This window comes from Lipingzhangella halophila (assembly GCF_014203805.1).
Lineage (GTDB): Bacteria > Actinomycetota > Actinomycetes > Streptosporangiales > Streptosporangiaceae > Lipingzhangella > Lipingzhangella halophila.
In genome coordinates this window covers 42426-56147 of record NZ_JACHJT010000001.1, presented here as the reverse complement: position 1 = coordinate 56147, position 13722 = coordinate 42426, and the positions used below count along the sequence as shown (strand labels likewise).

Below are 13722 nucleotides of genomic sequence, written 5' to 3'. Positions count from 1 at the left end.
CACGGCGCCTCCTCAGTTCCCGTACACGTGCGGTGCGAGCGTGCCGATGAACGGCAGGTTCCGGTACTTCTCGGCGTAGTCGAGCCCGCAGCCGACGATGAACTCGTTGGGGAGGTCAAAGCCAACGTACTTGATCTTCAGGTCAACATCGAACGCGAGCGGTTTGCGCACCATCGCGTAGATCTCGACTGAGGCGGGCCCTCGCGAGTTCAGGTTACCCACCAGCCAGGACAGGGTGAGACCAGAGTCGACCACGTCCTCGACGATCAGGACATTGCGGTCCTTGATGTCCATGTCGAGGTCCTTCAGTATCCGCACCACGCCGGACGACGTCGTCCCCGCTCCGTACGACGAAACCGCCATCCAGTCCATGGCACAGGGGTGGTGAAGTTCCCGTGAGAGGTCCGCCATCACCATGACGGCCCCTTTGAGCACGCCGACGAGCAGCAGGTCCTTGTCGGCGTAGTCGGCGTCGATCTCGGTGGCTATCTCCTGGTTCCGGACCTTGATCTGGTCCTCGGAGATCAGAACTTTTTCCAGGTCATCGCCCATATCTTTGGCGTCCACGCTTCACTGCCTCGCTGCTCGGCCGACGGTTGTCCCGGTTGTCCCGGTTGCTCCGGACGCTCACCAGCATAGAGCCGCTTCGAGGCTGGTCTACGGGCGGCCGGTACGGTTCCGCCGGTCACACCGCGATCGTGATCCGCCCCCCGGTGCGCCGCCCGCGCAACCCACCGGGCAGGTCCACGTGCGCCTGTCCGCGCCACTCGGTGACCAGCCGATCCAGTTCGGCGACGTGCCCGACCGCCAGAGCCCCGGCGGGGCAGCCCGCGGCTATCGCCGCGCGGCGCAGCACCCGGGTCCGGACGGCGCGCGGCAGCTCGGCGAGCACGAGCACGTCCAATTCGCCGCGGCCGCACGCGGCGTTCTCCGCGGCGTTCTCGGCCCAGGAGTCGAGGGCGTCGGCGTCGTCGCGCAGCAGTCCGGCCGTGCGGGCCAGCGCCCCGGCGATACCGGGGCCGAGCGTGCGTTCCAGGCACGGCAGCGCCTCGTGCCGGACACGAGAACGGGCATAGGCGGGGTCGACGTTGTGCGGGTCCTGCCATGCGGCGAGCCCCATCAGCTCGCACGCCGAATGCACGGTGGAGCGGTCGAGGTCGAGCAGCGGCCGCAGGTAGCGGCCCGAGGACAGCGGCATCGCGGCGAGCGAGCGGGCTCCCGAACCGCGGGCCAGCCGCAACAGCACCGTCTCGGCCTGGTCGTCGCGGGTGTGGCCGAGCAGGACCGCCCTCGCGTCCATGCCGCGCGCGGTGTCGTCGAGCGCGGCGTACCGCGCGGAGCGCGCCGCCGCCTCGGGTCCGCCGCCGTCGCCCACTGCCACGCGCACCGCGCGCACCGGGCCGAGCCCAAGCCCCTCCAGGGTCGCGCGGACTTCGTCCGCGCGTTCCGCCGAACCGGCCTGCAGACCGTGGTCAACCGTGATACCGCCGGCACGCAGCCCCATCCGCGGCGCGACGAACGCGGTGGCCCCGGCGAGCGCGAGCGAGTCGGCCCCACCGCTGCACGCGACGGCAACCAGGTCGCCCGCGTCCAGGTCAGCGAGCGCCCGCCGGACGGCGGACCGCACGTCGGCGACCGCGGGTGGAGGTCCGGTCATAACCGAAAACTACCGGCGGACGCACCGTGGCCCGCCCGCCGGCGGGTCACTCGTTGGGCGTTGAATCGGTGATGTCGGGCTTGCCGAGCACCTGACCGTTACCTTCGGGCAGCGGCACGGGGCGCACCACGCGGTTCACCCACGCCTCGGGATTGCGGATCTCCTCCATGGTCGGGAGGGTCTCGCGGGACTCCCACACCCGGTTGAATTCGTCCATGCCGACCTTGGCGACGACCTCGCGCACGAACGCGGCACCCTCCTCGTACTGCTTCATCTTGAGGTCGAGGCCGAGGAGCTGCCGGATGATCTTGTCGATCCGGTTCGCGCCCTCGCGGCGGCGCTGGAAGCGGCGGCGGATCTCGGCGACAGAGGGGACCACCTCGGGGCCGACGGCGTCCATCACATAGTCGCCGTGCCCCTCGGCCAGGGTCATGACCGCGGTGATCCGGTCCAGGATCTCGCTCTGCCCCTCGCTCTGGAAGGCGTCGATGAGGTTGCCCTCTCCCCCGCGCATGACCTCGGCGACCGCCTCACCAGCGGAGCGCAGCCGCTCAAGGAAGGCCGAGGCGTCCATGTCGGAGGCGAGCAGGAACTCCTGCATCTGCTCCTGCACGTACTCGCGCAACCAGGGGGACGAGGTGAACTGGGTGCGGTGGGTCTCCTCGTGCAGGCACACCCACAGCCGGAAGTCGCGCGGGTCGACGTCGAGCTCCCGCTCGGCGTGCACGATGTTCGGCGCGACCAGGGTCAGGCGACCCGTGGGCGCGGTGCCGTCGGGGTCGGGCGGCAGGAACAGCTCGTACTGGCCGAGCACCCGCCCGGCGAGGTAGGAGAGCACCGCACCGAGCTGCACCCCGGTGACACGGGACCCCACCGCTGAGGTGAGGGTGCCGCTCGCGGCACTGTTCAGGTTCCGCTCCGAGGCCAGGCGGTCAATCAGGGGTTCCAGGACCACCCGGAACCCGTCGACGTTGGCCTTGATCCAGCCGGGACGGTCGACGATGACCGCTGGTCCGGCCGGTTCGAGGGAGTTCATTCCGGTGAACTCGCGCACGTGGCCCTGCGCCGTGACCGAAAGCTCGCGGAGATGGGTCACGGCTTCGCGGGCGTCCGCGAGGCTCACTTGGGGACCGGGCCGCACGAGGCGGGTCCCGGTATTGACGGCTACATCCCAGTCGATCAAACTCACGCCCTCACAGTACCCATTGAAATGCCGTTTCACCGGGTCCCCCGCGGATTTCCGGGTCGGCTCAGGGTAGGCCCCTCGGGGATGCCGCCGAAACCGGTTCGCCGACCGGGGCATTCACAGTGTCCGGGTCATGAACACGCTTTCCGGGTCGGGCCGGTATTCGCCGAACGGCGCACAGTAGGTGAACCCGAACTTCTCGTAGAGCTTCCTGGCGGGCTGGAAGAACGCGCCGGAGCCGGTCTCCAGGCTCAGCCGCAGGAACCCCATACGCGCCGACTCGGCGATGATGTGCCGGAGCAGTCGGGACGCGACCCCGCTGCGCTTGCGCTCCGGTGCGGTGCGCATCGCTTTCACCTCGGCGTGTCCTGCTGTCAACCGCGTGATGGCTCCGCAGCCCACGATGGTCTCCCCGTCCAGGACCGACCAGAACGTGACCCCGGGTTGGCGCAGGCCGTCGAGGTCCAGGGCGTGCTTGCTCTCCAGCGGGGTGACCGCGCGCATCTCCCGGACATGCGCGGCGAGGAACGCCGCGATCTCCGGGCCGGAAAGGTCGTCGACGACGACTCGCACGTTGGCCTCCGCATCGGGTTACGAGCAGCCGCACTCGGCGATCGCGCTGGCGAAGGTGTCCAGGGTGCTGCCCATGGCCGCGGGATTGTTGGCCATGAACGCGAAGACCACCAGGCGGCCGTTGGCGTCGTAGACGGTTCCGGCCAGCGTGCTGACGCCGCTCAGGGTGCCCGTCTTGCCGCGGACCACGCCCGCGCCGGCGGAGGAGTTGCTCTGGTTCCCGTAGCGTTCGCCCAGGGTGCCGGTGAAATGGGCGGTGGGCAGGCCGGTGAGGGTGTAGTGCAGGTCGGGCCGCTCGGGGTCGGCCGCCAGCAGCAGCATCTCGGCCAGGGCTTTGGCGGTGATGCGGTTGTTCACCGACAGCCCGCTGCCGTCCTCGACGTGGACGTCGCTGACCCCGAGCTCGTCGATAATCCCGCGGGTGGCGGCGGCGGCGCCTTCGAACGAGGGCTCCTCGCCCTCGGCGATCGCCACCTGCCGGGACAGCGCCTCGGCGAGGTTGTTGTCGCTCTCCAGCATCATCTTCTCCACGAGAGCGGAGATCGGCGCTGACTCCACGCTCGCCAGCGTGTCGGCGCCACTGCCGGCCTCGGCGGGGGAAGGCCCGCCGGAGACCTCCACGCCGGCCTCGCGGAGCCGGTCGGCGAACGCCTCGGCGGTGGCCCGCGGCGGGTCGTCCTCGCGTTCGCTGTAGTGCTCGTCGGGGTGTACCCGCCCGCCGTCGAGCATCAGGGCGTGTACCGGCGCGGTGCTGCCCTCGGAGACGTAGTTGGGCTTCCAGCCGGGCCCGGTGTCAGATCCGGGGAAGAGGGAATCGTCATAACCGAGACTGACGGAGTCGAGTTCGGACTCCCGCAGCGCGTCCGCGGTCTGGTCGGCGAGCTCGTCCAGCGTCGCCAGACGCGGGTACGCGTCGGGATCGCTGCTGCTGGTGAGGGTGGGGTCACCAGCGCCAACAAGAATGATCCGGTCGTCAGGGCCGCGGACCACGCTGGTGCGAATGGTCTCGTCGGGGCCGGCGGAGTGCAGCACGGAGATCGCGGTGACGATCTTGGTTGTCGAGGCGGGAACCGCGCTCTCCGCGGCGTCGCGGTCGTAGAGCGCCGTGCCGGTTTCGGCGTCAGCGACATAAGCGGACAGCCCGTCATCAAGCCCGGAACCGGACATGGGATCATCGAGCTTGTCCGCGAGCCGGTCGGGGTCGATCGGCGCGGCTTCCGGTGCCGCCATTTCCGCCGCGTCCTCCATGTACGCGGCGGGAAACGGCACCGTCGCCGGTGGGCGGGACTCGACGACGTCCAGCGCGACCACACCTGCCACGAGCACGAATACGTTGAGCGTGGCCAAGGTGAGCAGCGCTCGGGCCCGCACCTGCCGCACCCCGTACCTGCTTTCCGTTGACATCGGAGAACTTTCCAACTACGTAGCGACAATAGTCGTAAGGGGAGCCAAGAACAGCATGGAATTCGACGTCACGATCGAGATCCCTAAGGGCGAGCGCAACAAGTATGAGATGGATCACGAGTCCGGTCGGATCCGTCTGGACCGCATGCTGTTCACCTCGACCAGTTACCCCGCCGACTACGGATTCATCGAGGGGACGCTCGGCGATGACGGGGACCCGCTCGACGCTCTGGTGCTGCTCAAGCACCCGACCTTCCCCGGCTGCCTCATCCGCTGCCGGGTCGTGGGCATGTTCCGGATGCGGGATGAGGCCGGCGGCGACGACAAGATGCTGTGCGTCCCGGCGACGGACCCGCGGATGGAGCATCTGCGTGACATCCACCACGTGAGCGAGTTCGAGCGGCTGGAGATCGAACACTTCTTCAGCGTGTACAAGGACCTGGAGCCCGGAAAGTCGGTCGAGGGTGCCACCTGGACCGGGCGGCACGACGCCGAGCAGGAGATCGCCGCGTCGGTGAAGCGGGCCGAGGCGGCCGGGGGACACGGCGACACCTCGCACATCACCCAGGACTGAGCTGCCCGGGGCCAGCCGGGCCGGGCCGCCCGATGCGCGGTGCGGACGCGCACCGCCGCATCCCCCAGCGAGCCGCCGCTGCGCGCGGCGGCCGTCCTTCGTCTCGTGCGCTGTCCGGACCGCCACGGCTCAGCCGTCGCTTCCGTGCGTGTTCGGGTCGATGATCCACGACGCGGTGTCCTCGGGGGTCTGCTGGGTGATGAGGTAGACCGCCAGAACCACGATCAGCAGCGCGCACGCCGCGACAACGAGGCCGGGGAGCAGGTGCGTGGTCTGGTACTCGGAGTGTCGAGCCGAAGGCGGGACCGGGAAGCCCTGCCGGTCGAACGCGTCGGCCCGCTGCGCGATGTGCGCCCGGTAACCGGAAAGGTCGGGGCCCGTGACCCCACTGAGAACACGGACCCGCAGGCAGGGTGGGCGCGGCACGCCGGGCTCCGGTGCCTCGGCGACGTACTCGGCCCGGATGACCCGCAGGTGGCGTTCGCACTCGGCCTCGGCGACAGCGAACAGCCAGTCGCGGAACCTGCGCTCGCTGGGCAGCCGGTCGATGTGCGCCCGAGTGACGATGAAGGTGTCGCGCAGGACTGTCTGCGCGACGTCGGCGTCACCGAGCAGCGTCCAGCACAGCTCGTAGAGCTCCTCGCCGTAGGCGTCGAAGAGCCGGGCATAGGCCTCGGATGGGCGCACCCGGCTGGAGCGCAGGGCGTGCAGCAGGTCCCGGTCCGTCATATTCTACGAATCTACGGTTTACCGCGGTGGGGGACCATCACCTTTGCCGAAATAAGTAGCGATCCCCCATGTTTTCCGCGATTCGGCGCGTGTTCCCGACGCGGCCGCCGCGGAAGCGCGGGCCCGGCGCCCGGCCATGGGGCCCGCAGGGTCGGGCCGCGCGGTCTCAGCGCCCGTCCAGGTACTCCGCCATCGCCGCGGCGAGCTCGGCACACCACTCGGGTTCGAGCACCTCGGGCTGGCCCGCGAGGTACTGGACAACGCCGCGCGGTCGCGCGATGACCGCGGGTCCCGCCCGCATGACCGGTTCCGGCAGCCGCCCCGCCACTATGATGACCGGCACCACGCTCGGCACCGGCGTCCCAACAGCGCTCTCCGCGACCCGCTCCAACCGCCCCGCGCGCTCGACCACCCGGCGAACGGCGCGCGAGGCCGGGTGCGCCCCGATCCGCCAGTCACCGGGGCCGCGGGACACCGTGTGCGGCCACGCGCGCGTGTCCAGCAGGTACACCCCGCCCGGCCCCACCACCACGTAGCGGGAAAGGCCGTCGGCGACGCTCCGGTAGCCGTGCCTGCGCAGCTCGCGGAGCAGCTTTCCGCGGCCGTAGGGGGCGGGGATCCGCAGAGAGGCGGGAACGGTGCTGACCAGAACGAAGCTGAGCGCGGTCAGTGCGGCGACCAGCACGCCCGCCCTCCAGTGCAGGAATCCGGTCGCCATGACCCCGGCCGAGCAGGCGATGAGTGCGCGCACGGCAAGGCGCGCGAGCGTCGCTCCGGCCGTCTCGGGCACGGTGGCGGATCCTCCGATGCGACGAGCCGGTCCGGCGTCCTCCACTCTGTCACCTCCCGTGCCCGGCTCGACGGTCCACGGGCGCGGTCCCGCTGTCCTGCCGCTCCGTCTCGCGGGAACGCGTAACAGGACGCGTTGGGATTCTCTTGGTCCACCCCGCCACGCCGCAATGCGTCCGAGGTAAATTCCGGCCGCCTGAGGGGTCCCATTACGGACGTCGATCGCGGGCCACCGCGGGCGTGCCGCGTCCTGCCGGCGGCTCTCCGGCGGCTCGCCGCTGCGGGTCCGTGGCCGCGGCGGGATGTGCGCGGCATTACAGCGCGGCACGCCCCGGGGAACTTGACATCGCACTCCGCTGTTGATCTGCTAACCACTATGCAGTCGCCTACGCACCCGGCATCCATGTGGTCCCGGTCGGCCTCTCGCCGCCTGGCCGGTGCGTCGTGTCCGGCTCCTTCGTGTCGCTGTCGCCGCTGAGCGAGACCGCGCACCGCGCGCTCGCGCCGCTCCGCGCCTGACCTCCCCGGCCGCCACGGACCCCTCTCGCCTGCCCGGCAGGCGCCGGTCCGTGCCGAACGGCCGACCCACCAGCGCCGATGCCATCGATCCGGCGCGCATCACGAAGGATCACGCCAGAGAATGACACACGGTTCCCCATCGATCGCTCCCCGACCCAGCGCGGATACCACCCTTCGTATCCGGAAAACTCCGCAGCGCGCTGGCCTGCCTGGCCGCGACCCCGCTCCCGAACCCCCAGCGCTCCCCGACGACATCTCCGGAATCGGCGACATCGCACTCGCCGGCCAGCCCACCGGCTACGCCCACCTCAGGGCCCGCGGCACTCCCACGGTCGGCCGGTTCGCCGCCGCGGCCCGTGCGGCGGCAGCGGTCCTGTCCCGGCCAACGCTGTGGCCGCAGCGGCGCGGTCGCTGGCAACGCGCCCCGCGTCCCGTTCGCCGCCACGCGCGCGGCCGCATGCGTGTCACGGTGGTGGCGGTGGAGCCGAACGGCTTTGTCGCCCTCCCCCGGCTCGGCACCCGCGGCTACCGGGCTCCCGGCACCGATGTGCTGCACCTGGCGCACGGTCGCGCCCACACGGTGGCGTCGGCTCCAGATGGCGCGCTGCGGGCAGTGCAGGAGCTCACCGCGGGCCGGACCCGGGTACTCGGCGACACCCACCGCCACCAACTGATCAATACCGGCACCGATACCGCCGTGGTGGTCCGGGTCACCGGACCGTAGCCGATCCAAAGCACAGGGGCGGCGCGGGCCCGGCCGGGAACGGCGTGACGGGACCCGTGGCATCCAGTGGAGTGGCGCCGGCGCGGTCCACACGAGGCGCAACCATCCCGGGAGCGCCCTCGCCCAGCTACGGGGAAAGCCGAATCACCCGGGCAGCGGGGCAAGGGGCGCCGGTTCGCCCGCCCGGCGGAACAGCACCCGGTAGCGCCACCGCCTCGGGTGCCACCGGAAAAGCCGACCCCCGCTGCGGGGCCGCGGCGAAGCCCTCGCGGTAGGGGGCGCGCGACCAACCCACGGTCGGCACAGGGCGAGAAGGCGGGAAACCGCGGACGTGCCGCGCGACGCGCTACGGGCCGGAGTCTCCCGGCCTCACCCGAGAGCGCGTCAACGCACACGGAGCGGGGTGCGGCCGCGGCTCAGGTCTCCGGGGTCCGCTGTGTGGCGGTGGCGCGCAGAGCGTCATCGACCACCTCGATGGCCCGCAGCGCCACCGCCATCCGCCGGCCCTCGGCCAGGTACGCGTGCATAACCTGGTCGATCGCGTGCGGTGGGAGCACATCGCGCAGGTCGACGCGCGCGGCGCGATACCCCTGGCGCGCCCCTTCCAGGGCGCCGGCGACGTGCTGGCGGGCCAGCCGCGACAGCGCGACGGGGTGCCGGCTCAGCACGCCGTGCATCCGGTAGTCGGCCGGGAGATGGTCGAACAGCCAACTGACCGCGGTGCGCTCGAAGGACTCCGAACTGGGCGGGTGCACGCCCGCCGGCCAGTCCGCGGGCAGTCGCTGGTCGGACATGCTCCCAGGATAGCCGGAGAACCGAACTCTTGTTCGACAGGCGGCGAGTTACCCGCTCCGGTCGTCGGCGCTCTCGCCCCCCGCGCTCGCACCGGCTTCGGCGTCCGAGGCCGCCTCCTCGTCCGCCTCTTGCTCCTGACGGCGTTCCAGCTCCACGCGAATTGCGTACTCGGCCGCGTCGACCGCCGCACGAGCCGTGATCGCGTTCGTGTGCGCCCTGTCCAAGTCCTCCAGCTCGATGCAGTCGAAGGACACCCGTGCGTCGTGCACGGCTGCCTCGAGCTGACGTGCCGCTTCGTCCAGGCTCATACGTGCCCCTTCCCTCGACCGGCAACGTCGGCCGGGGACCCGCCGCACTGCCACGGCGTCCCCGCTGGCCCCTCCATTCGCACGGCGTCCCGCACGTTAGATGTGTCTACCCTGGCCCGTCGCACCCCATGTGCAGCTCGGATGGACGAATTCGCCGCGGAACGGCGTGGCGCCGGCCGGTGTTCCGCCGGCGGCCTCCCGCGTGTGCTGCGGAACCGGCCCGCGCTGTCACACACCGCCTCTACCATTGCCGCGAGCGTCAAAGAAGAGTGGAGCCTCCCATGCGCAATCGCTATCCGGGCACCTGCACCACGTGCGGGACCGCCGTGGCCACCGGGGCCGGCGTGGTGCTCAGGGAAAACGGGCGGTGGCGCAGCTACTGCTCCGAGCACGAGCCCCGTCCGACCCCGCCGCCGCGCGGTGACCACCCCGGCTGGCACACCCGCCCCATCGTCGGCTACGACTGCGAAACCTCGTCGAACGACCCACGCGAGGCGTTCCTCGTCTCGGCGGCGCTGGTCGACGCCTCGGGCACCAGCCGTGCCTGGCTCGTCAACCCGGGCGACCGTGAGATCCCCGCTGACGCCGTCGAGATCCACGGCATCAGCACCGAGGCCGCCCGTGCCGAGGGTGCACCGGCCGAGGAGGCCCTCGGGGAGATCGCCGAGGCGGTCACCGAACTGCTGGCGGCCGGCACCGGGATGGCGATCTTCAACGCGCCGTTCGACCTCGGCGTGCTCGCCGCCGAGCTACGGCGGCACGACCTCAAACCGCTCACCGAACGGCTGTCCGGTGCGCCGCGCCCCATCATCGACCCCCTGGTCATCGACCGCGGTGTCGACCCCTACCGGCGGGGCCCGCGCAACCTGGGTGCCATGTGCGAGTTCTACGGGGTAGCGCTGGCCGGCGCGCACACCGCGCACGGCGACGCCGCCGCGTGCCTGGAGCTGTCGCGCGAAATCGGCGCGCGCCACCCCGACCTCGCCGGAATGAGCCTGTCCGACCTGCACGACCGTCAGATCCAGTGGGCGCTCGACTACGCACGCAACCGCCAGCGGTGGCTCGACGAGCGCAGACCCGGGCACGGAACAGTCATCGACGGGACCTGGCCGCTCTCCCCGTGACGCCCTGACACGCGCCGCTCACCTCGGCCGCGGCACACGTGACGGGGACCGCACCGCGCCGTTGTGCACCGACCCTGGCCGCGGGGACACGTTCAGCGCCGAGAACGACGCCGCGGACACTCTCGACGCCCCCGCCACCGAACGCGAACGACGCCCCGCCGTCGCTGCGCGCGGGTCGGCGCGATCGCTGGCCCGCCGCTCCGCTCAGTGCCGCAGCCCGATCGTCGCGCTGGCCCGCCGCTGCTCGGTGGGAAGCCACGGCATCGGAACGAGTTCCGCGAGGAACGCGTACTCGCGCGCCAGCCGCCGATCGGTCTCGCTGTGTCCCGCGTGCGTGTGCACCCACCATGCCGCGATGTCCGCCCACCCCGGAGCCGAGAGCGACCCTCCGGTGTGCTGCACCGACAACGCCGCCGCCAGGTTCGAGAACCGCAGGCGCTGCTCCAGCGGCCACCCGGCGAGCGTTCCGACGACGAACCCGGCGCAGAACACGTCACCCGCCCCGGTGGTGTCGATGGTGTCCATGACGAGGCCGTCGACCTCGGCACTCTCCCCCGTGACCTGGTCGACCGCCATTGCGCCGCGGGGACCGTCGGTGACGACCGCCACCGGCACGCGCTCGGCGAGCAGTGCGAGCGCCGACGCCGGGCTGCCCGTACGGGTGTAGGACATCGCCTCGATGGCGTTGGGGACAAACGCGTAGCAGTGCTCCAACTGCTCCAGTACGGAGTCGCACCACGTCTGGCTGTCGTCCCACCCGACATCGGCGAAGATCTTCGCTCCGTTGGCCGCCTGGGCGTGCGCCCATTCGGGGACCTCGTCCCCGGCGCACAGGCTCACGAACGCCGCGCGCGCCTGCGGCAGACCCCGCGCCATGTCCCACAGGGGAACCGGCGACGGGTGCTCGTGGGTCACCAGGCTGCGGTCGCCGCGGTAGGCCAGCGAGACGGTGAACGGGGAATGCCAGTCGGCGATGCGCCGCGACGCCGAAAGGTCCACCTTCTCCTGCTCTTCCAGCGTCTCCCACGAGAACTCGCCGTAGACGTCCTCCCCGAAGGCGGCGGACACGGCCGTGCGCAGCCCGAGCCGGGACGCGGCGACCGCCAGGTTGGCCACCCCGCCCGGGCAGGAGCCCATGCCTTCGGCCGGGACCTCGGTTCCCGACGCGGGTGGCGCCGCCAGCCCGGTGAGGACGATGTCGAAGAAAACGGTGCCGCTCAGCGCGAGGTCGATCGCGGGGCTGTCCGGCTCACGGGCCCCCGCCAACACATCGCGCCGTTCGCCGACGAGCGGGGTGGACTCCAGCTTGTCGTAACCCTGCTCCGTGGCGTGCCCCTCTCCTTCGGCGCGCGTCTGACTCGCCATGTCGAATCCCTGCCCAGTTCGAAAGCGTTCTAGATGTGCAGGGTATGCAAAGGCAACGACACGAGAGGGTGCTGTGCGCGCGGCGGGCCGGCCCGCCGCGCGTAGGGTGGGCCCTGGTTCGGCGAGAAGGGGTGGCGCGTGCGCTTGGCGATCCTTGGCGGTGGCGGGTTCCGCGTCCCGTTGGTGCACCGCGCACTGCTCGGCGACACTCTGCGCCCGGGCGGGGCGGCGATCAGCGAGGTCGTGCTGTACGACTCCGACGCGTGCCGGCTGCGCGCGATCAGCGCGGTCCTCGACCAGCAGCGCACGGCACACCGCGCTGCCCATGGCGAGCCCCCACTGACCGTGCGCGCACTGACCGATCTCGACGAGGCGCTGCGCGGCTGCGACATGGTCTTCTCGGCGATCCGCGTGGGCGGGATGCCGGGCCGGGTGCTCGACGAGCGCGTGGCGCTGGACGCGGGGGTGCTGGGCCAGGAGACCGTCGGCGCCGGCGGGATCAGCTACGGGCTGCGCACCCTCCCCGTGGCCGAACTCCTGGCGCGGTCGATCGCCACCAACGCCCCCGGCGCCTGGGTGGTGAACTTCACCAACCCGGCCGGGCTGGTCACCGAGGCGATGTCGGAGGTGCTCGCGGACCGGGTCATCGGCATCTGCGACTCCCCGCTCGGCCTGGGCCGGAGGGCCGCCCGAGCCATCGGGGCGGACCCGGCCGGCGCACGCTTCGACTACGCGGGCCTGAACCACCTGGGCTGGCTGACCGGCCTCTGGGCGGGTGGCCGCGACCGGCTCCCGGAACTGCTCGCTGACGAGGGCGCGCTCGACTCGTTCGAGGAGGGGCGCCTCTTCGGTGCCGACTGGGTGCGCGCGATCGGCGCCCTGCCCAACGAGTACCTGCACTACTACTACATGGCGCGCGAGGCGCACGCGGCCGTCGCCGAAACGGTGGCCGGCGGCGGACCGACCCGCGGCGAGCAACTCGTCGCCCAGCAGGACACGTTCTACCGTGCGGCCGCGGCACATCCCGACCAGGCGTTCGAGTTGTGGGACCGGGCCCGGCTGGAGCGCGAGCGGAGCTACATGGCCGACAGCCGCCGCGCCGCGGGGGACGTCCAGCGCAGCGAGGAGGACCTCGACGGCGGCGGGTACGAGGAGGTGGCCCTCGCGGTCATGCGCGCCGTCGCCCGCGACGAACCGGCGCGGCTGGTCCTGAACACGCGCAACCGGGGCGCCATCGCCGGCCTGGACGGCGACGCGGTCGTTGAGGTCCCGTGCCTGGTCGACGGGAGCGGCGCACGCCCACTCGCTGTGGGCCGGTTGAGCGGACACCAGGCTGGGCTGGTGCACGCGGTCAAGGCGGTGGAACGCGACGTGATCGAGGCCGTACGCTCAGGCTCGCGCGCGGCCGCCCTGCGCGCGTTCGCCACCCACCCGCTGGTGGACTCCGTGACGACGGCGAGCGACCTGCTGCGCGGCTACCTGAAAGCGTTCCCCGAACTGCGGAACACGCTGCCACAGCCCTGAACTGCGCTGATCTTGCGGATTCCGTTCCTTCCCGAGAGCGTGGAGTTTCGGTGTTGTGGGGTGGTGGGGTGGGAAGGCGCCCGGTTTGGTGCCCATCGCCGCGGTGGGCACGTGGTGCGGCCTCCGACGAGGGCGGCGAGGACGGTGGATGGGCCGGCCCGCGGTGGTCGCAACGGGTGCCCGAGGGTGGCGCGCCCGACGACCGGGGGCCTGGCCCGCGGCCGGGCCCCATCGGTCGTGGCCGCGGCAGCAGACTTCGGGCGAAACACGGCACACCGGTCAGGTGTGGATGCGGGGTCCGCACCGAGGGTGACCGTGCGGACATATTCAGCGCCGAGAATGTCCCCACGGTCACCCTCGGCGAGCGCCCCGCCGCCGGGCGGGAGCACCGGCGCCCGCAAAGGGGCGACTCCCACCGGGCCGGCGGGCCTTCGCCGCCCTCGTCGGGGCG

General features: G+C 71.7%; 14 protein-coding genes. 4 read left to right on the top strand and 10 right to left on the bottom strand.

The window, feature by feature from the left end; genetic code table 11:
- Window positions 1–12: 12 nt before the first annotated feature.
- The 5 genes from hpt to dacB form a co-directional block, all read right to left on the bottom strand.
- On the bottom strand, window positions 13–567 hold the full coding sequence (gene hpt, locus F4561_RS00280; protein ID WP_184573563.1) for a hypoxanthine phosphoribosyltransferase: 555 nt from the start codon (window positions 565–567) through the stop codon (window positions 13–15).
- Window positions 568–685: 118 nt separating this feature from the next.
- Entirely contained in the window at window positions 686–1657 is a 972-nt protein-coding gene (gene tilS / locus F4561_RS00275; protein WP_184573561.1) for a tRNA lysidine(34) synthetase TilS, read from the bottom strand.
- Window positions 1658–1703: 46 nt separating this feature from the next.
- Window positions 1704–2840: an Rv3626c family coenzyme F420 biosynthesis-associated protein gene (locus tag F4561_RS00270; RefSeq protein WP_184582960.1), complete on the bottom strand. Its 1137-nt coding sequence runs from the start codon at window positions 2838–2840 to the stop codon at window positions 1704–1706.
- 120 nt (window positions 2841–2960) lie between these two features.
- Window positions 2961–3416 carry a GNAT family N-acetyltransferase gene (locus F4561_RS00265; protein ID WP_184573559.1) on the bottom strand — a complete coding sequence of 152 codons (456 nt, stop codon included), beginning with the start codon at window positions 3414–3416 and terminating at the stop codon, window positions 2961–2963.
- 18 nt (window positions 3417–3434) lie between these two features.
- Window positions 3435–4820 carry a D-alanyl-D-alanine carboxypeptidase/D-alanyl-D-alanine endopeptidase gene (dacB, locus tag F4561_RS00260; protein WP_184573557.1) on the bottom strand — a complete coding sequence of 462 codons (1386 nt, stop codon included), beginning with the start codon at window positions 4818–4820 and terminating at the stop codon, window positions 3435–3437.
- A gap of 55 nt (window positions 4821–4875) precedes the next feature.
- On the opposite strand from dacB, the gene F4561_RS00255 reads away from it, so the two are divergent.
- Window positions 4876–5394 carry an inorganic diphosphatase gene (locus F4561_RS00255; protein WP_184573554.1) on the top strand — a complete coding sequence of 173 codons (519 nt, stop codon included), beginning with the start codon at window positions 4876–4878 and terminating at the stop codon, window positions 5392–5394.
- Between the two features lie 129 nt (window positions 5395–5523).
- Here F4561_RS00255 and F4561_RS00250 read toward each other — a convergent pair whose 3' ends face one another.
- Both F4561_RS00250 and F4561_RS00245 read right to left on the bottom strand, forming a co-directional pair.
- Window positions 5524–6123, bottom strand: a complete 600-nt coding sequence (locus tag F4561_RS00250; protein WP_184573551.1) for a sigma-70 family RNA polymerase sigma factor — start codon at window positions 6121–6123, stop codon at window positions 5524–5526.
- Window positions 6124–6289: 166 nt separating this feature from the next.
- A complete protein-coding gene (locus tag F4561_RS00245; RefSeq protein ID WP_312885075.1) occupies window positions 6290–6913 on the bottom strand; it encodes a hypothetical protein in 624 nt (207 codons plus the stop codon).
- Between the two features lie 639 nt (window positions 6914–7552).
- Between F4561_RS00245 and F4561_RS00240 the strand changes: the two genes are divergently transcribed.
- Complete coding sequence (locus tag F4561_RS00240) at window positions 7553–8155, top strand: hypothetical protein (protein WP_246437111.1); 603 nt, start codon at window positions 7553–7555, stop codon at window positions 8153–8155.
- Window positions 8156–8571: 416 nt separating this feature from the next.
- Here F4561_RS00240 and F4561_RS00235 read toward each other — a convergent pair whose 3' ends face one another.
- Together F4561_RS00235 and F4561_RS00230 are read right to left on the bottom strand one after the other, a co-directional pair.
- Window positions 8572–8949 carry a hypothetical protein gene (locus tag F4561_RS00235; RefSeq protein WP_184573547.1) on the bottom strand — a complete coding sequence of 126 codons (378 nt, stop codon included), beginning with the start codon at window positions 8947–8949 and terminating at the stop codon, window positions 8572–8574.
- 48 nt (window positions 8950–8997) lie between these two features.
- Complete coding sequence (locus F4561_RS00230; RefSeq protein ID WP_184573544.1) at window positions 8998–9258, bottom strand: hypothetical protein; 261 nt, start codon at window positions 9256–9258, stop codon at window positions 8998–9000.
- Window positions 9259–9539: 281 nt separating this feature from the next.
- On the opposite strand from F4561_RS00230, the gene F4561_RS00225 reads away from it, so the two are divergent.
- Entirely contained in the window at window positions 9540–10382 is an 843-nt protein-coding gene (locus F4561_RS00225) for an exonuclease domain-containing protein (protein WP_184573542.1), read from the top strand.
- A 204-nt stretch (window positions 10383–10586) separates the two neighbouring features.
- Here F4561_RS00225 and F4561_RS00220 read toward each other — a convergent pair whose 3' ends face one another.
- Window positions 10587–11747: a carbohydrate kinase family protein gene (locus tag F4561_RS00220; protein WP_184573540.1), complete on the bottom strand. Its 1161-nt coding sequence runs from the start codon at window positions 11745–11747 to the stop codon at window positions 10587–10589.
- Between the two features lie 138 nt (window positions 11748–11885).
- Between F4561_RS00220 and F4561_RS00215 the strand changes: the two genes are divergently transcribed.
- Complete coding sequence (locus F4561_RS00215) at window positions 11886–13271, top strand: 6-phospho-beta-glucosidase (protein ID WP_184573538.1); 1386 nt, start codon at window positions 11886–11888, stop codon at window positions 13269–13271.
- The last annotated feature ends 451 nt before the right edge of the window (window positions 13272–13722 follow it).